This is a genomic window from Pseudomonas sp. NFX183, from assembly GCF_047943075.1.
Taxonomy (GTDB): Bacteria; Pseudomonadota; Gammaproteobacteria; order Pseudomonadales; family Pseudomonadaceae; genus Aquipseudomonas.
This window is the reverse complement of sequence record NZ_CP181333.1, coordinates 3365911-3384890: the sequence shown is the minus strand read 5'-3', so window position 1 is coordinate 3384890 and position 18980 is coordinate 3365911. Positions and strand designations below refer to the sequence as shown.

Sequence of the window (18980 nt, the reverse complement as noted above, 5' to 3'; positions counted from 1 at the left end):
GCGGGCCGGCTCCGCAAATGGAATTGCTATGAACAAGCACCTGTACCGAATTGTTTTCAACAAGGCACGCGGGCTGTTGATGGTGGTGGCGGAGAACGTCACCAGCCAGGTCAAGGCGCCGGGCACTCGCGTCAGCCTCACCACCGCCGACGCGGGCTGCACGGCAACGCTCGGGCCGATGCGTTTTGCATTGATGATCGCGCTCGGGCTGGTGTCCTGGAGCGCTGTACCGGCGTGGGCGGCGGGCACGATTGTGGCCGATCCGGCTGCCGCAGCCGGCCAGCGTCCGACGGTGATTCAAAGCGCCAACGGCACGCCGCAGGTGAATATTCAGGCGCCCAGCGCGGCCGGGGTTTCGCGTAACACCTACAATCAGTTCGATGTCGACCCGCGCGGCGTCATCCTCAACAACAGCGGCGCCAACACCCAAACGCAACTGGGTGGCTGGATAGAAGGCAACGCAGCGATGGCCAAAGGCAGCGCGCGGGTCATCCTCAATGAGGTCAACGCCAGCAACCCCAGCCAGTTACGCGGCTATGTCGAAGTCGCCGGGCAACGCGCCCAGGTGGTCATCGCCAACCCGGCCGGCATTACCTGCGACGGTTGCGGCTTCATCAACGCCAACCGTGCGACCCTGAGCACCGGCCAGGTGCAGCTGGAGAACGGCAGCATCAGCGGCTACACCGTGAACGGCGGCACCCTGAACATTCAGGGCAAGGGTCTTGATAGCCGCGACGCCGATTACACCGACCTGATTGCCCGTACCGTGCAGGTCAATGCGGGTATCTGGGCCAATGACCTTAAGGTCACTGCCGGACGCAATCAGGTCAACGCCGACAACACCCAGGCCACGCCTCAGGCCGGCGCCGACGGCGACAAGCCAGCCGTCGCCATCGACGTGGCGCAACTGGGCGGAATGTACGCCGGGAAGATCGTGCTGGTGGGGACCGAATCGGGTGTCGGCATGCGCAATGCCGGGCAAATTGGCGCCATGGCGGGTGAAGTGGTCGTCAGCGCAGACGGCAAACTGCACAACATGGGCACAATCAGCGGCACCACGGCCACCCGTATCACGGCCACAAGCGTTGACAATAGCGGCTCGCTTTACGCCAAGGGCGATTTGAACCTCACCAGCTCCGGAGATATCGACAACAGCGGCACCATTGCCAGCCAGAATCAAACAACCCTCAGCGCCAAGTCGATTCGTAGCACCCAGGGCTCAAGCCTGGCGGCGGGCGCGGGCGTGGACGGCAAACTGGGCAGCAGCGGCAACCTTGCGGTGCGCGCCACCCACGTAAAGGCGCAGGGTCAAAACCTGGCGGCAGGCGATGTCAGCATCCAGGCCGATGATCTGGACCTCAGCGGCAGCCAGACTCAAGGCCGCAATGTCACCCTGACCGCCAACGACGGCGATAGCAATCTCAGTGGCAGCCGCGTGGATGCCAGCCAGACCCTCGCGGCCAGCGCGACGAAGACCCTGCGCACAGACAGCGCCAGCGTCAACGCCGACAACCTGCAACTGAACGCCAGTGATCTGTCCAACGTCGGCGGCGAGCTGGTGCAGACCGGCGTCGCCGACACCTCGATAAACGCCACCGCGAGCCTCGACAACCGTAGCGGACGAATTGCCTCAAACGCGACCAATACCCGGATCAGCGCCGCTCGCATCGACAACGGCAGCGGCAGCATCGAACACGCAGGCAAGGGTTCGCTGGGCATTCAGGCCAACCAACTCGCCAGTACCAAAGGCAGCATTGCCAGCAATGGCAGCGTGTCGATCAAGGCTGACGACGTGGTGCTGGATGAAGGTCTGGCCCAGGGCCAACAGCTCACGCTCCAGGCCCGCACCCTGTCCAATCACTACGGGCGCATTCTGCAAACGGGGCTGGAGCCTTTACAGATCAATGTCAGCGAGCAATTCAACAATCAGAACGGCCAGGTCAGCAGCCCAGGCGCTGTGGCGATCACCGTTGGCACGCTGAATAATCAGAACGGCAAAGTGGTTGCAACCGACGGCGGCCTGCTGACGGTGACCGCCAGTGATTTGATCGACAACAGCGGCGGAACGCTGGCTGCCAGCGGCGGCGCTGAACTGAGCGGGGCGCGCCTGGAAAATGCTCAGGGCACCCTCAGCGCCGGCAGCACGCTGCAAGCCCGCTTCGGTCAACTGAACAATATCGGCGGCACGCTCGCCTCGACCCAGCGCATGGCGATCATCGCCGGACAATTCAACAACACCCATGGCGTGCTGGGTTCGGTACAGTCCGGGCTGTCGGTGAACGTGACCGATGGCGCACTGAACAACGACGCAGGGCGTCTCGAAGCCCAGGGCGACATCGCCGTGGCGGCGCAAGGTGTGAACAACCACAGCGGTGTGATCAGTGGCCTGGCACTGGACCTCAACAGCAACGGCAATCTGTTTGACAACAGCGATGGCACGCTCGACGCACGCGCCACGCTCGACTTGCGCAGCGGCGAATTGCGTAACGCGGCGGGCTTGATTCAGTCTGCAGGCAAACTGTTTATCGACACCGGAAATCAGGCCCTCAATAACCTCGACTCCGGCACCACCAAAGGCATCAGCGGTCAGGATGCCGTGGAAATCCGCAGCGCCAGCGTCAATAACAGCACTGGCTTTTTGAGTACCAAGGGCAATCTGTTGCTCACCGCCAGCGACGTGGTCAACACCAACGGCGGCCAAATCATTGGCGAGAAAACCGTACACGTCGACGGCGCACGCCTGGATAACCGTGGCGGCCAGTTGCAAAGCCTCAGCGACGTCGAGCTGGCACTGGGTCAGGCCCTCATCAATCAGGGTGGGCTGGTCCGCAGTGCAGGCGCGTTGAACCTGAGCACCGATGTGCTCGACAACAGCGCCACCCAGGGCACCAACCTAGGCCTTGAAGGCCGCAGCATGAACCTGGCGGTCAACACCTTCAACAACCAGACCGGTGCCGTGCGCACTGATGAAGGCCTGCTGCTGGGCGTGAGCCAGACGCTAAATAACCAGAGCGGGCTGATCTCTTCGACCGGTGACCTGACCATCCGCGACCGCGATACCGCGCAGCGTCGCCAATCGGTGAATAACCTCGACGGCACGCTGATTGCGGGCAAGCTGCTGTCGCTCAACGCCGCGTATTACAGCGGCACGGGCCGGGCGCTGAGCCTGGGTGACATCAACTTCAGGTTGCAGAGCGGCCTTGATTTGAGCGGGCAGATTCAGGCCAACAACAACGTTGATCTGAGCACCGCCGGGGCGCTCAACAACACCGGGCGTTTGCTGGCGGGCAAGTCCCTGCTAGTCAGCGCGCAGACGCTCGACAACAGCGCCAACGCCGAAATCAGCGCGGGCGAGGTTCGTCTGAACGTCGCTGACACCCTGACCAACCGCGGGCTGATCGACGGCCAGCAAGTCCGCGTGCAGGCAGCGACGCTGAATAACCTCGGCACCGCGCGCCTGTATGGCGACCAACTGGCGATAGCCACCTCGACGTTGAACAACCTCGATGAAAATGGCACCGCAGCAACGATAGCAGCCCGTGAATCACTGAATATCGGCACCGCAACCCTGAATAACCGCGAGCAATCGCTGGTCTTCAGTGCTGGCGACCTCGCCATTGGCGGGACCTTGAGCGCGCTCGATACCGCTGAGGGTCGCGCTCAATTACTGACCAATGCCAGCGCGACCCTCGAAGCGCTTGGCGATCTGTCTTTGAACGTACAAAGCGTGCGCAACACCAACGAACATTTCAGCACGCGCGATGTTGAGGTCAGTCGAACACCCGAGCAGGAGTTTCAACTCACCGGCTCGACCAACCGCTACCAAGCCAACGAGATCTCCCTGCGTCACGATGAGGTGAATTACCTGGTCACCCCCGAGGGCCAGCGCGACAACTGGAACCGCTACGACTACACCCGCGTCGTCAACGAAACCCAGATCGCCACCTCGGCACCGGCGCAGATCCTGTCTGGCGGGACAATGCAGATCAGCGCCGGCGACGTGCTCAACGACAAGAGCCGCATCATCGCCGGCGGACTATTGCAGGCAGACGTCACCAGCCTGACCAACACCGAAGTGTCGGGCCAGCGCACCACCGTCGACAGCGGCAGCGTCACCAACTTCTACCGCATCCAACGCAAGGGCCGCGACCGGCAAGGCGCGAATACCGCAGCCTATACCCCTGCCCCGCTGATTCAGGATATCTCCCTGCAACCTACCGTCTTCGCGCAGAACACAGCGGTCAGCGGCACGGGCACCCAGATCAGCGCACGCGGTACTCAGGCCGTCGGCCAGCAGATCGCTTCCACCGGTACGGTCAGCGCTCCGGCCGCCCGTACCTTTCAAGTAGCTCCGATCGTTCAGGTCGCAGCGCAGACCACCCAGAACGCACAAGGCGTGGCCGAGCAGATTCGCACCGGCGGTCCGTCCCTTGAATTGCCGAACAACAGCCTGTTCACCACCAACCCGCAGACCACCAGCAATTACTTGATCGAAACCGACCCGCGTTTCGCCAGTTATCGCACTTGGCTGTCTTCGGATTACATGCTGGAGCGCCTGCAAGTCGACCCTGCGCTCACCCAGCAGCGTCTCGGCGATGGCTTCTATGAGCAAAAACTGATTCGCGAACAGGTTGCACAACTCACCGGTCGGCGCTTCCTCGATGGCTATGCCAATGACGAAGCGCAGTACCGGGCGCTGATCGACAATGCCGTCACCCTTGCCAATCAATGGCAACTGGTGCCAGGCATCGAGCTGTCCCCTGAGCAGATGGCGCAACTGACCAGCGATATCGTCTGGCTGGTACAGAAAAAAGTCACCCTCGCCAGCGGCGAAACCCGCAACGTGCTGGTGCCGCAGGTCTATGTGCGCGTGCAGGAAAGCGACCTTAACGGCTCTGGCTCGCTGATTGCCGGGCAACGCCTGAACCTGAACATTGCCGGTGATCTGGTCAACAGCGGCAGCCTGGCCGGGCGCAGCGTGATGGCGATTACCGCGCAGAACATCGAAAACCTCGGCGGCCGCATCCAGGCTGACAAGGTCTCGCTGACGGCACGGGAAAACCTCGACAACCTCGGCGGCCTGATCGGCGCGACAGACAGCCTCGCCATCAACGCCGGGCAAAACGTCAACGTCGTGTCCAGCAGTCGCGACAGCAGCAGTGCCCAAGGCACCCGCACCAACCTGTCACGGGTGGCCGGGCTGTTCGTCAGCGGCGCTGGCGGCACCCTGGACGTCAACGCGGGTAAAGACCTCAACCTGACCGGCGCTCAGGTGGTCAACGCAGGTACCGGCGGCAGTACCTCGCTGCAAGCAGGCAACAACATCAACCTGACCACCGTTGGCGAAGCCCATCAGCAATCGGTTAACTGGAACGGCAGCAACTGGCGCAAAGACGCCAGCCAGACCGAAGTCGGCTCAACCATCCAAGGCCAAGGCGATGTGCGCCTCAGCGCCGGGCAGGACCTCAATGCCCGAGGCGCGAGCGTCACCAGTCAGCAAGGTGCAATCATCGCCGACGCCGGGCGCGACGTGAACCTGACCGCTGCGCAAAACACCCAGTTCGCCGATGAAGCGCACAAATTCAAAGGCAGCAACGGCCTGTTCTCCAGCAAGACCACTACCACACGCGACACCGTCAACCAGACCCAGGCGCAGGGCTCGACGCTGAGTGCCGAGAAAACCTATGTGCAGGCCGGTCGCGACATAAACGTCAGCGGCAGCAACGTGGTGTCCACCAACCAGACCGTGCTGGCGGCTGACAACAACATCAATATCGAAGCCACGACGGAAAGCAGCAGCGAACGTCACGACAAGTCAGTCAAGAAAAGCGGCCTGTTCAGCGGCGGCGGTATCGCGGTCACCCTCGGCACCCAGCAGCAAACGGTCAAGGACCTCACCACTAGCCAGACCGCAGCGGCGAGTACCGTGGGGTCAACCAAGGGCGATGTGCTGATGGAAGCGGGCAAAGGCTACCGCCAGGTGGGCAGCCAGGTGAGCGCGCCCGAAGGCAGCGTCGATATCACCGGGCAAACCATCGATGTCGTTGAAGCCCGCAACACCAGCAAGCGCGAACGTGAAACCCTGTTCAAACAGACCGGGTTCACTCTGACGGTGACTAACCCTGTCATCAGTGCAATCCAGACCACCCAGCAGATGAAACAGGCATCGGAGAAAACCGATGACGGGCGCATGAAGGCGCTGGCAGCGGCCACGGTCCTGCTGGGCGGTAACAACGCCGCCACGGCGGTGGCAATGGACCCTGGCGCGGCAGGCGGTATCAACATCAGCCTGTCGCTGGGCACCAAGAAGAACGAAAGCAAAACCACCCAGACAAGCGACAGCGCCGCCGGTTCGACCATCACCGCAGGTCAAGATGTGCGCCTGCGCGCGACCGGCGCAGGTGCAGACAGCAACATCACGGTCCAAGGCAGCCAGATCAAGGCCGGGCGTGACGCCAGCCTGATGGCCGACGGCGACATCAACCTGCTCGCCGCCAACAACACCAGCCAGCAAAACACCGACAGCAAAGGCAGCAGCGCCAGCATCGGTATCGGCCTCTCGCTGGGCGGTAGCAGAAACGGCTTTACCCTGGACCTGGGTGCCACCGGAAACCGGGGCCAGGCCGACGGCGACGAGCTGACCTATACCAATACCAAAGTGGAGGCTGGCAACCAGTTGCTGCTGTCATCCGGCGGCGACACGCAGCTTAAGGGGGCGGTGGCCAGTGGCAAAAAAGTCATCGCCGACGTCGGCGGCGATCTTAATATCGAAAGCCTGCAAGACACCAACACGTATAAAGTCGATGAAAAGAGCCTGGGCATCGGCATCAGTCTTTGTATTCCACCGTTCTGCTACGGCATGAGCTCGATAAGCGGTGCCAGCGCAAACTTTGGCGCAACCAACATCGACTCCAACTATGCCAGCGTCACCGAGCAGTCAGGCATCAAGGCCGGTGATGACGGTTTCGACATCAACGTGCGGGGCAACACCGATTTGGTCGGCGGCGTGATCGCCAGCAGTGACAAGGCCGTGCAGGACGGCAAAAACAGCCTGGTCACATCCAGCCTCACCAGCCGCGACATCAAGAACAAGGCGGATTACGACGCCAATACCGTGAGCCTGGGCGGCGGCTACAACGAAGTCGGCAAGGACCAGAAGGGCAACGCGCAGACTGGCGGCAAGGTTAACCCGGGCACCGACCTAGCCAAAAACGAGAACAACATCGGCGCCAATATGCCGATCGCCATCAGCGCCAGCGACAAGGCAAGCAGCGTGACACGCAGCGGCATCAGTGGCGGTGCCGTCGTCATCACCAACGACGCCGAACAACAGAAGCGCACCGGGCAGAGCGCCGAGCAAACCGTCGCCAGTCTCAACCGTGATGTGTCCAGTGATCGCGATGGCAGCAACTCGCTCAAACCGATCTTCGACGAAGATGAAATCCGCGCCGGTTTTGAGATCGTCAGCGCGTTCTCCAACGAAGCCAGTACCTTCCTTGCGAACAAAGCCAGGGAAGCGGACCTCAAACGCCAACAGGCAAAAGAGCTGCAGTCAAAAGCAGACAATCGTGACACGCCAATGAGTGACGCTGCGCGCCTGCAACTGCAGCTCCAGGCGCGGGAGTACTCGGCGCAGGCCAACGCGATCTCCGAAAACTGGGGCGCAGGCGGTACCTATCGCCAGATCACTACCGCCCTGATCGGTGCTGCAGGAGGCAATATCAGCGCGGGCAACGCTGCCTTTGTGCAAGGCCTGGTGGTCAATTATGTGCAGCAACGGGGTGCCGGCTACATCGGCGACCTGGTAGCCAAAGGCGAGCTCACCGAAGGCTCGCCACTGCACGCGGCCCTGCACGGCATCGTCGCTTGCGCCGGTGCCGCCGCCAGCAGCCAAAGTTGCGGCAGCGGCGCGGCAGGCGCGGCGGCATCAAGCCTGCTCACCGGCCTGTTCTCACAAAGCAGCCCCGACGAAAGCGAAGAACAACGCGAAGCCAAGCGCAACCTGATCGTCAGCCTGGTGACCGGCCTGGCAGCGACCAGCGCCTCCATCGACCCGACCACCGCCAATACCGCGGCGGGTGCGGCGGTGGATAACAACTGGCTGGCGACACAGCAGATCGTGCAGTTCAAGAAGGAATACGACGAAGCAAAAGGCCTGATTGCCGCTGGCAAAGTCGTTGCCAAATGGTCGTACATCAGCGGCAGGCAGGATGTTCTGACCCAGTTCGGCATCGGCAAGGGGTTGGCCCAGTCAGGCTGGAATGACGTCACGGGCCTCGCCGAATTTGTTGCGCACCCCATCGAAGGGCTTACCGGACTTGGCCAACTGATTAATAACCCGGAGGCCAGAAAGCAGTTTGGCGACAGCGTCGTCAACGAACTCAACGTTAAGATAGAAACGATCAAGACCGCACTGGAAGTCGGCGGTGACGAAAACGCCGAAGCATTGGGCAAGGCCATCGGCGAAATCGCCTGGCAGGTCGGCAGCATTGCAACGGGGGTGGGCGGGGCTGCGAAAGGTGGCGTGGCGCTGGCCAAGGCAGGGATCAAGGTTGGAGCGCAGCAGCTTGAAAAGATGGCTGAGGTGGCGAGCCTCGCCAAATTCGACAAGCTTGTAGCACGCGGCGGGCAGTTCAACCCTAACGGCACCCCGCTGATGGACTTTCGCGCCATGACCAACGCGCAGAAGAGCATCGTCGGGGACATCATGGGTGGAGAGCAAATCAAGACGTTGGTGCCCGGTGCTGAAAAAATTGGCCGGGCTCCCGATATTGGCCAGACAGGCATTGACGATTTGTACAAGGTAGATAAGCCTGGTGTCGACTACCTGATTGTTGAGTACAAATTTGGCTCGTCCAAGCTGAAGCCCACCCGAGATGGGCTGCAGATGAGTGATGATTGGTTACAAGGTAGCTCTACTAACTACAATCGGATTCTGGAGTCTGTCAACGGTAATGAAAAAGCTGCTGATAGCATCAACAAAGCACTACAGGCAGGCCGTGTCGAAAAATGGCTAGTCCATACAGACCCGTTTGGAAATGTCACTGTCGGCGTCCTGGAAAAAAATGGAAAATTTGTAGCTGATCCAGTTGCCACATCAAAACTATTAGGAAGGGCCGCTAAATGATTCGCGCACCATTAGGGGAAATAAGCTACTGGTCTGAGTGGATTGAGTACAACGACGATTACATAAAAAAAGAATCTGTAGCCGCTGATGACAACTCAGGTGATCAGAATTACGCGCCCCAATTCCAATTTACACTTGCTCAGAAACACTGGCACCAAATTCTGCGCAAATACTCAGCCGGATGCCCAATTACTAACTTGGCGTATTACTTCCCCGGTCTGTTAGATGCTTGGGAAGAAGCTGAGCGGCTCGGAGCAGCAGTGTGGACTGCAGAGCAGCAATTCACCCGGCACCACTGGCGCGTCAACTACGACCACTACATCATTTGCTTCTGGCTGGTCGGCTTGGCACTCGCACTCGACATTCCAGACGAGCAATGGCATCGCTTGCTGGCCTTGATCGGCAATGATGGCGAAGACGTACTTCTTGATCGGATCATTGCCAGCCGCAGCCCAGACCGCAAGATAGGAGCTGTGCTTCTCTACCCCAAACCCTATGGTCGTTTGTTGAAGGCAGTGGATGCGCCTTCAGATTCTCAGGCACCGTTGCTCAAAGCCTTTGTCGAGCACTGGTACCAGGAAGTGCGTACCGGCGCCAAATCCGGATCAGGCCCGCAAGCGGTCAGCTATCGGCATCCTTATTGGTATACCTATGGCGACCAGAACTTTGAAGGCGGGGCATATTTTGGTCGTTGGTGTGTAGAAGCGGTGGCTGCCGTGAAGGCGTTTGGAATGGATGACTCGCCATGTCTAGGTCAAGAGCATTATCCGGGAGACCTTTTGAGACCTGATGGCCCTAGCACTCACCCGGCAAGAGAGACAACAGAACCACATCCACCGTTGGCTTCAGAAAAGAAAGCCGGCTTTTGGGCCCGAATTTTCACCCGATCCAGTGATAGATAAGCGCCAGTGTGATCAAGCAAGACACGGCTATCGCAAGGCAAGCACCCGCCGAGAAGTGCCAACGCCGATGCCGGCGATGGGAGGAATAAGATGCTTTGCACATGGTTTGATTCACCGACAGCTGAATGCCTTCAAAGCTTTCAGGTGCGTTTTCAATAGCGGACACCCTGGCGCGTGACAGGTCCAGGCAGCTTTCCATCTTCTTTGACACTTGCTGGGTGGTGCCGCCGAGGGCGCTGAGCAACTGATCGACCTCCTCAGTGGGGTGCTGCCATCCATGGACTGGTTGACAGCTTCGGGCCGGGTGTTGAGCACAGAGATCACGCCCACCAAGCTCACGGGAATGGCCGCGACGAGCACAAAAGCCAGGACCACCCACATAATGCGACTCTTTAATGAGCAAGAATAAGCCCTTATCGCGGGCATGAAAAAACCGGCAAAAGCCGGTTTTTTTCATGCCTCGCTATGGGCTCATTCCCACTCTATTATAATCGATGCAAGAAAACTCATTAAAAACATGATCTTAAAAACTAAAGTAGCGCTCAGTACCACGACCAATACCATACCCAACCGAGGGCGAGCTACGATATACTGCAGCGATCTGTGAGCACCATTTCGATTCACTCAAATCGCTGCTCCCAACGATTATGCTCCTCAGACTCGCGCGCTCTGTTGTGCCGAATTGATTGGTCCATTAGAGCGAGCTTGGCTTTCGCGCAGTCTCGGACCTCCAAAGCGGAATGGTGCAGCAACTCAGAAAAGGCGTGCGCCCTGACCTCAAGAATATCAGCCAAGGAACCCGACCACCCGGATGGCCTAGCTCGGGCGTAAATGATATCTACAATTTGAGTCTTATCCTCTGCGGCATCCAATATCGTTTTGATGTGAGAACTCAACTCAACACGACGAGGGTTCTCAATCAAGCCATCCTCCGGCTCTACTGCTAAATAAATACTAACCACACTACCTAGCTGTTTTAATTTATTTTGATCTGCGTTACACCAATCAATCAATTTTCCTATCGGAACCTTATTAAGCGAGGAAGTTTTCACACCGTAACCTCGGTCGCGAAAGATCATGTAGGCTAATACATCGTCACCTTCATCACCTCTAAAGACGCCAGAAAGAAAAAGCTCAGGAAAATTCTTGATTAGTACTGATGTAATATCAGTAATCTCAAAGCTGTATAGTCGATAGTTAGTAACACCATCACAAATGAGCGATACCATTTTAGAGATTTCGGCCAATGGCGCCGAGATAGAGAGACAATACTTAGCAATTCGCTTTAGACCATGAGATGAAATTTGACCGATTTCGTCTCTGTGCATAGCGAGGATTCTTAGAAAGACCTGCCGACCGAAAGCAAGCAAACTATCTGAAGGTGTATAGCTACTGTCGTGATCTATAAAAAAACGCATCTCAAGTATCTGAACTACTGATATGAGGCCGCCATCCAACTCAATTAAAATACTTAAAAGCTCAACCAACATTTCATCTGATATTTTCTCGTGCATTCTCCCCAGACTAATATGCGTAAACCGCCAAGAGTCTACTATTCCAGACTTCGCTAGCTCTACCAACTTAATCACACCCCACGCTTCAAGAGGCGATGCACATAAAAGGTATACGGCGTGAGGAGCCAACTTACGCTCATGTAAAATCACCTCAATCATAGCACGAAACATACTTACATTTTGCTCGTGTATTTCATGGAGGAAGCCTACAAGGAGTATCGGCTGAACTTCCTCAAGCTCCGATTCTTCGACCTGCCTGATAAGTTTTTCGAACATTGCGTTTTTATCAACACTACCCCTCGCCAGTCCTTTTCCAAAGTGCCATAACGAATCAATATGGGTCCTCCACAATCTATCGCCCAGACGATCTATATAGCTTTGCTCCGCACTAGCGATCTCGCCAAGCATCATTAACTTTTCATGCATTGCTGCCGAAGCCGTTGAAAAATTTTGCGCATCAACTATCACATGAGTCCATGTATTAGTTAGGGCATAGGCTTCAATTTCAGAAAAAGGGTCTGCTGGAGCAGAAATTTTTTCTAGCGTACGCAACCTCTCAAGTAATTCTGAGTTGTGTCTGTCGCTGTCAAAATGAATTACATTTTTTATAGCAACCCACATTTCCGGCCACGCTCCAGCCCTAGCATAGGTATTGACTATACGCTCCAATAGCTCAAAACAGCCAGCGGAGGTCCATAGTCCGCGAAAATTTGAAGATAGTAATATCTTGACGTAATCATTTAATGAAGCGTGTTCCAAAACTAGATAACGCTCGAGCAACTGAATAATTTGCTCGTACCAATCCGTTTGTTCAGCGTGATTTCCAGGAACCCAACCAGGCCCCCGTTTTCTTGCACCGAAATCGAAAGTACCCCATGAACTCCAATGCCCGGTTTCTAAAGCTGAGTCTAGTAACCTGAAGGCAATTTGATGGAACCTGTGTTCTGATGACTGCAATAAACCTTCTATAACGGATCTACGCCTACTAGGTGATGCTTGAGTGCCAGATAAATACAGAGAAAACAACTGTTTAATCTGTGCAACTATACTATTATTGTTTTCTCTTTCACTCTCATCTTCGGCAAACTTTAAGAGCACGGCAACAGCTCTATCGAAGTACTCATCCTCATAAGCCAAATGGCAAAGCAATCGAACAAATACTATAAAATTTGGATTTGACCTGGTTGCAAAGCCCGGTTGCATAGACGCACTTTCAAGACACGACAGCACGGTAGCGGGAAACACAGGAGCTATATAATTCAAGCAGTCAATCAGGTCTGAATTGCATATAGATATATCCCCAAGTGGCGCGCCAGGGACAATCCAGCTCTCAGCAAGATCTTGCGCAGACTTACAATCATGTAAATAACCAATACGATGTGCGCAGGACTTTAAAAGGCGTATATTTGCAGACTTGAATAATTCAGAGTTCACTTCCGAGATTGCTATATTTTCAAGCGCACTTTTGGCCAATCGATTAGCTAGCGCGTGAGGCAATATAGCACGCCAATCACCCCTCTTCTGAGCAAGTTGTCGACGCAGAAGCTCTGCTGCGTGGCGATAAAGTGTGCGGCGCTCAATGCCGGATATCGAACTAATAACGCTAAGTTCATCATTGAGACCTCCATGTGAAATATCAAACGAATAAAATAAAGACAGCGCTTCTGCGCTTTCGAATAGAATCTCGCTTTTCCCTTTTCGCTGACTAAACAGCCTTTGAAAAAGCTCTTCGTCCGAAAAGTTAGTTAGCGTTTCATCGAATTTTACCCTACTAGCAAGTGCAATGGCCACTCGAGCATTGCCACCCGAGAACTCAGCTATTTTATCAGCGTTCCCGCGTTCCAAATCAGGAAAGCGCAGCTGTATTACTTTCGAAACCGTAGACTCGCTCGAAGGTTCTATCTTTACAACCTCTGTTTCTTCTGGCTTGTCGTCAGAGATATCGTACTCAATAGTAAGTATTCGAAGCTTTGTTCCACTCGAGGAAACTGCCTTTTGAAGTTGTCTGTGAACATCAGCAGGACAGTTATCGAGGACAATATAAGATGCAATGTCATTTGCAATGAAATACCCAACAAGTTCTAGAGCAGAGGGCAGCAAGTCATCACCGAGGTCAGCATAAATCGCACTAGATTTAGGTAAAGGTTCACCGCCAAGATTTTCCTCGAATAATGCCTGCGCGAAGCGCGTCTTGCCCACACCCGACAAGCCAATAATACGGACGGCGCTTCCCGGGGTGCGTAGCTTTTCCCGCGTACGAAGTAAACCGCTGAGTAGAGGCTGAGGCTCATCCGCAGCGGTATCAGCCAAAAACACACACGGATGCTCATCCGTCAAAAATTCATCGGCTATATCAACGGGCGTAGCTGCCCATCGGCCGAATGGGCGCCATCCCGAAAGAGGTTTACCCAGTTTATATCTTACCCAAAGCGCGACTCCCGGGTACTGGCGCAGCCAAGTTGCTATCCGATCACGCCCATAGAAGTCCAGCATTAGCTGATCTTTAGATGGTAAGGACGCTACTGCCTCTACCATTCCACTTAAACGTTCTGACAACATTTTATCAGAGCAATTATCTTTACCGCTTACGATGATATAAGCCCCTCTCTGGTGGGCAATAGCAGCAATAACGGGCTTTAATGAACCTTTATCAAGCATTTCCTTAGTGCAAGAAGCCTTACCCATAGCATGTTTTTTAACTTGAAATCCAGTAACGCTACGAGGTACAAAATTTGGATACTTTAATGGCCTAGTTTCGTTAACACTAACATCTAGTCCACCATCAGCGGCTTCCTGAGCACCGCCCCAAGTGACACACGAAGTTGCAAGACCAGCTTGTACCAGCTCGGCCTCGCATAGACGTCCGACAAGCTCTCGGAGGTCATCATCACCAAGTTCTGATATATCTTTGGCTTCAATTTCGAAAAATCTCATGTATTCCACTTCCTAAATATCACACAGCATCTGTGCGAACGCAGAGTCAAAATAATTAGCAAGCCAGGAAGTGATGAGTTCCGATAATTTGAAAACCATCCGGGCGTAGCTAAAGCGCCACAACGACCACGACCACAACGACCACAACGACCACAAGCATAGTGGCCTTTCGGCTTGGCCGGGAGAAATTGAGCGCGACGATTGACGAAAAACTAGAGTGCTATCGACTATGCATTGGGACCGAATGCCGACAGCCCACCCTGTCATGCCGTTTAGAGATGGGCGCACGCTAAGCAGAGCGCGGTCCGAACATAGGACTAGGACGTAGTCGACCACTCGTTTGCGTCAGCTCCTGAGCGACCTTCGGCCCCAGCACAGCAGGCAGCATCCGCAAAGTATTTTCAAATGTGTAGAAACACTATAAAAGGTACCTTAAGTTTCACGTTCCTAGGGCAACCGAGGTCATTATACCCATGTTGATAACTACAGATGAAATAACTAAATTTAGCCTAGAAGCCGACACATACATCCTTAGCAATGACCACAGAAAACTAGAAGAACTTGTCACAAAAATCACAGAACAAGAATATGAGTTTGAGCACCAATATCATGAAGCACAGTACATATACACGGCAGCAAACTGTTATTCAGTACTTTACGGTGCCAGAACAGTCACTTGGCATTCTGATGATCTGATGAAGGCTGTAATACTTTATAGGAGAGCTCTACACTGCCTTCCAAAAACAAACTGGATGGACAAGCCTGACATTATTCAATCGAGCAACCAACTGAGATCGATGATACTTACGAATCTGGCTAACAGCCTTTCATCACAAGGAAGGGCTTTTTGCTGTTTACCATTTTATGATGAAGCCATTGCTTTAAATCAAAAGCCTGAAGCAATTATTTCTAAAGCACGAAATCAGTTATTTCTCGGAGAATCACTGTTCGACAACGGCCATAGAGAATACCATTACTTCGTAGCAAACAACCTCATCAAGACCGCACAAAAGAATATTAATGCGTTATACCCCGAGCACAAAACAGATATTGAGAAAGGCGGGGATTTATATGAGTTCAGCCAGTGGTTCGAGCAAAATTTTGATCAATCCAGCTTTGATTATTTTTCTGTAAAAAACAGCACATTTAAAAACAGAAAAGAAAATCAGTACTTACAATGGTGCGCACAGCACAAGCTATTTATAAACGACCTTAACGATGTTTGCGACTTCGAAATATGTTATCAAGACGTCATCTCTTTACCTTCTATTAGCAGAACTATAAATACAACCCTGGCACTGCATGAAGAGTTAGCATATCATGGAAACTTCGATGAAATAAAAAACGATTACTGCTATGCGCGGTATATTTACTTTTCCGCAACAAACATTCCTGCTGACACACCACACATGTTCAACTCCACTTATCATCAAGTGGATGACATGTCTCACTCTATCAGCAACCTAAAGACCAGTCATTACAAATCTTCATTTAGAACGCTATACTCTTTATTCGACAAAATAGCGTACATAGCCAGTCGCTTTTTTGACTTAAACGATATAAAAGATGATAGATCAATAAGCATCGACAATTTATTTAGAGACATCAAATCAAAAAACCGAAGAACAAAATGGGAACCCAACGAAAAATTAAAAAATAGTGACAACCATTTTATCCATGCACTTTTTTACATACTCAAAGATATTCGAGACGTAACAGGTACTTCCTCTGTATCTAAATGGATCGATCCAGATGCTAGCGCTTTTTCAGAAATCAGGAACGCCATGGAGCATCGGTCTCTGAAGATAGTTGATGACTTTGGATACGAGTTAACTTACTCATACTCCAGCTATCACGATGATGAACTAGAAAAAGTAAAAAGTCAGGTTTCCGAAATAAATAAGAAAATCGAGTCAGTTTCGGATCCTGCTGAAGCTCTCGCTTTAGAAGACAGGTTGACTAAATTGAAAAACACTATCTATGAAAAGGAAAAATTATCTACTCACTCATTGCTGATACCTATTACCCAATTTGAATCTCGACTTATGACCCTGATCAAACTAGCTAGGAACTCAATCATGTATCTATCTCTTGCCATTCACTTCGAAGAGAGAAAACGTCCAAACGACCAAATTTGTATTCCGATGGAATTACCTTTAAAAGATTAACCTCCACAATTTATCTTTGCCGCAACGAGAGTAGCTTTAGCAACATAATCAAAGCACCTTAATCTAAACCATGCCCAATAGAACTAGCAAAAGTTAACAGCCATAGCATTAAATATTCTTTCATAGTACAGGCTAAGCATCTTCAATATTATCATGCATGCCAAACGCATTAACGAGCTGCTGCAATAAAATAATTAGCTCTTCTGGATTGCCGTCAACCAATACTTCGCGCAGTAATTCTTCCGCATATCTGGGGTCTGCCCGAAACTGCTCTGACATAGCGTCGCTGTGTGCTCGATCTCTCATTCAATCCCGACCTTGCTTACGAAAGAAAATTGATGCGGACCATTTCGTAGATAAACAAACTAAGCCCCATTAAGACACGACAACACTTGCGACGGGGCCATATGCATTTGACAATCCATCTAGAATCTACCTATGCACCTTAACAATTAATCCCATTTTTTCTGCTACGGCTCTTTGCAATTTGCGAAACTCTACCATCGTACTCTCGACGTTGGCGGCATTTACCCCTTCTACATGCTTCTCTGCAAGCCAGAGTTTCAATAGGCCGGCAACCCGCCCAAGGTCGCCATTTACCTTGGCCAAATCGGCTACTGCCTTAAGGTCAACGACAGATCGGATGGGCGTGTTCAAACCAAGGGCGCGAAGATAGCCCGACCGAGACATTCCAGCTTATTTCGCCTTCTCGCTTATCACCGTCTTTTCCTCCTCAGTAACCCAAACCTCAATGGGCTTGCCGCGTCGGCGAGCCGTTGTTTTTTCTTTGGTGCCGCCTGTCATGGGCGCTCCTGTTGCTGCTGTGTTTTTGCTCTTAGACGCGGTAGCGGCTGTGCGCCTCGCAGAGCAAGATACGTTGAGCCGAAGGCGAATAAGTGGCAAGTGGTGGATGGGGACGGGCTTGCCCGTACCCGTACAACACACATCTTGCCGTCTGATCTTCTGCAATTCTAGGCAACTTGCCCGCCTTAGGTTCGCCTTGCTGCCATTTCCGGCTATTTCTGACCTATAATTGCTCTGAATTTCTCTGAGTTGCGTTAAATTTCGCTATGAAGATAAAAAATTTCCTTTAATTTTCTAAAATTTCCTTTAGTTGCCTATATCAGGGGCCGAGCAGTAGTTCGATCACATAATCAGGAGACGCCAAATGACAGACGGGCCGAAAAAGGTGTATCGCGGCGCAGGTCGAGTTGCCTTTCTGGCCAGGCTTGATGACTTTCGTAAGCTGATAGACGCAGGGCATCCGCTACGTGCGATCTATGACGATTACGCCGAACAGCTTGGCATTGGCTACCCGCAATTCACCAAATACGTCGGCAGGTATGTAAGAAAGGAAAAAGACGATGGGCACCAAAGGAAAGGCTCTGGGCAATTCACATCGCAAAGCCTCTCACCAGCCCCGACAGGAGTCGTAAGAGGACAGCCGGAGCACAGCGCCGCACTGCCTTCCAAACCTGGCTCAAAACGTGCGGGATTCGACCACAACCCAAATAGTGGAAACACTCGGGACGACCTGATCTGACGCTCCACGAAACAGCGAGGCCGTGTAGCCCCTTTAATCTGGGAGCGAAAATGAGGTAGAACTTTTCAGTCTGTATAAATTTACCTCATTGAAAACGGTGAACCCATGGCTCGAAAAACTCTCGCAGAACGCCGTTCTGACGCCCTTTCAGAGCTGGAAACAGCTAAAGCAAGATTGGCGAAATTGGATAATGAGGCGGCCGAAAGAATTGGGAGAATTGCAATCAAATCAGGATTGGTTAATCTTGAGATTACAGACGATCAGATTCGGGAAGAATTCGACAATATTGTAGAAAGGATCAGAAAGGGGGATTGATCATGAAAACCGCTCACCGCATCAGCGCATTGGCCAACCAACTCAACGAACTGCAAGCCTACCTCGGTCAAGCCAGCGGGCGACCTGGTAAAGCCGTTAGAGAAGCCCAACGCATTGCGGCAGAGTTGGCAGCCTCGCTCGAAAACTGGCACCTAGAAACACTACACATCCCTGAAACGGAGCGTGGTCACTATCGGACCCAGAACCCCTATTACTCAGCCCACTAATGCGCTATGCCATTTCATCAAAAGCCCACTTCGGTGGGCTTTTTTTTGGCCGTAAAAACACATCCCGCTGGAAAGACAGACAGGTCCATGCCTAAAGAAAATGTCAGCAAAATCAGGTTGCTACGTGTCAATCTCACCCAGCCAGCGCCTGCAAGTCATTGATTTCTATGCGGATAGATACTTATCCGCATGTTCCAAACCACACCATATCAGCCAATAATCATACCTCGAACCATGACAAAACGAGGTG

9 protein-coding genes and 1 pseudogene are annotated in these 18980 nt (G+C 53.3%); 6 read left to right on the top strand and 4 right to left on the bottom strand.

Features of this window, described 5'->3' with window-relative positions; all coding sequences use genetic code 11:
• The first annotated feature begins 28 nt into the window (after window positions 1-28).
• On the top strand, window positions 29-9127 hold the full coding sequence (locus ACM530_RS15750; RefSeq protein ID WP_416362644.1) for a hemagglutinin repeat-containing protein: 9099 nt from the start codon (window positions 29-31) through the stop codon (window positions 9125-9127).
• Window positions 9124-10029, top strand: coding sequence for a PoNe immunity protein domain-containing protein (locus ACM530_RS15745; protein WP_416362643.1), 906 nt, complete (start codon window positions 9124-9126; stop codon window positions 10027-10029). Before ACM530_RS15750 ends, ACM530_RS15745 begins: the two co-directional genes overlap by 4 nt.
• Here the strand turns inward: ACM530_RS15745 and ACM530_RS15740 are convergent.
• Together ACM530_RS15740 and ACM530_RS15735 are read right to left on the bottom strand one after the other, a co-directional pair.
• Window positions 10007-10486, bottom strand: a complete 480-nt coding sequence (locus ACM530_RS15740) for a hypothetical protein (protein WP_416365139.1) — start codon at window positions 10484-10486, stop codon at window positions 10007-10009. The genes ACM530_RS15745 and ACM530_RS15740 overlap by 23 nt on opposite strands.
• A 163-nt stretch (window positions 10487-10649) precedes the next feature.
• Window positions 10650-14477, bottom strand: a complete 3828-nt coding sequence (locus ACM530_RS15735; protein ID WP_416362642.1) for a hypothetical protein — start codon at window positions 14475-14477, stop codon at window positions 10650-10652.
• A gap of 473 nt (window positions 14478-14950) precedes the next feature.
• Between ACM530_RS15735 and ACM530_RS15730 the strand changes: the two genes are divergently transcribed.
• Complete coding sequence (locus ACM530_RS15730; RefSeq protein ID WP_416362641.1) at window positions 14951-16645, top strand: LA2681 family HEPN domain-containing protein; 1695 nt, start codon at window positions 14951-14953, stop codon at window positions 16643-16645.
• 132 nt (window positions 16646-16777) lie between these two features.
• Here the strand turns inward: ACM530_RS15730 and ACM530_RS15725 are convergent, their stop codons facing one another.
• Together ACM530_RS15725 and ACM530_RS15720 are read right to left on the bottom strand one after the other, a co-directional pair.
• Window positions 16778-16951 carry a hypothetical protein gene (locus ACM530_RS15725; RefSeq protein WP_416362640.1) on the bottom strand — a complete coding sequence of 58 codons (174 nt, stop codon included), beginning with the start codon at window positions 16949-16951 and terminating at the stop codon, window positions 16778-16780.
• 126 nt (window positions 16952-17077) lie between these two features.
• Window positions 17078-17449, bottom strand: a pseudogene (locus ACM530_RS15720) (plasmid mobilization protein).
• A 364-nt stretch (window positions 17450-17813) separates the two neighbouring features.
• Here ACM530_RS15720 and ACM530_RS15715 point away from each other — a divergent pair.
• The 3 genes from ACM530_RS15715 (at window position 17814) to ACM530_RS15705 (ending at window position 18730) form a co-directional block, all read left to right on the top strand.
• A complete protein-coding gene (locus tag ACM530_RS15715; RefSeq protein ID WP_057414245.1) occupies window positions 17814-18188 on the top strand; it encodes a TraK family protein in 375 nt (124 codons plus the stop codon).
• A 105-nt stretch (window positions 18189-18293) separates the two neighbouring features.
• Complete coding sequence (locus ACM530_RS15710; protein WP_003380647.1) at window positions 18294-18503, top strand: TraC family protein; 210 nt, start codon at window positions 18294-18296, stop codon at window positions 18501-18503.
• 2 nt (window positions 18504-18505) lie between these two features.
• Entirely contained in the window at window positions 18506-18730 is a 225-nt protein-coding gene (locus ACM530_RS15705) for a hypothetical protein (RefSeq protein WP_046719828.1), read from the top strand.
• Window positions 18731-18980: the final 250 nt, after the last annotated feature.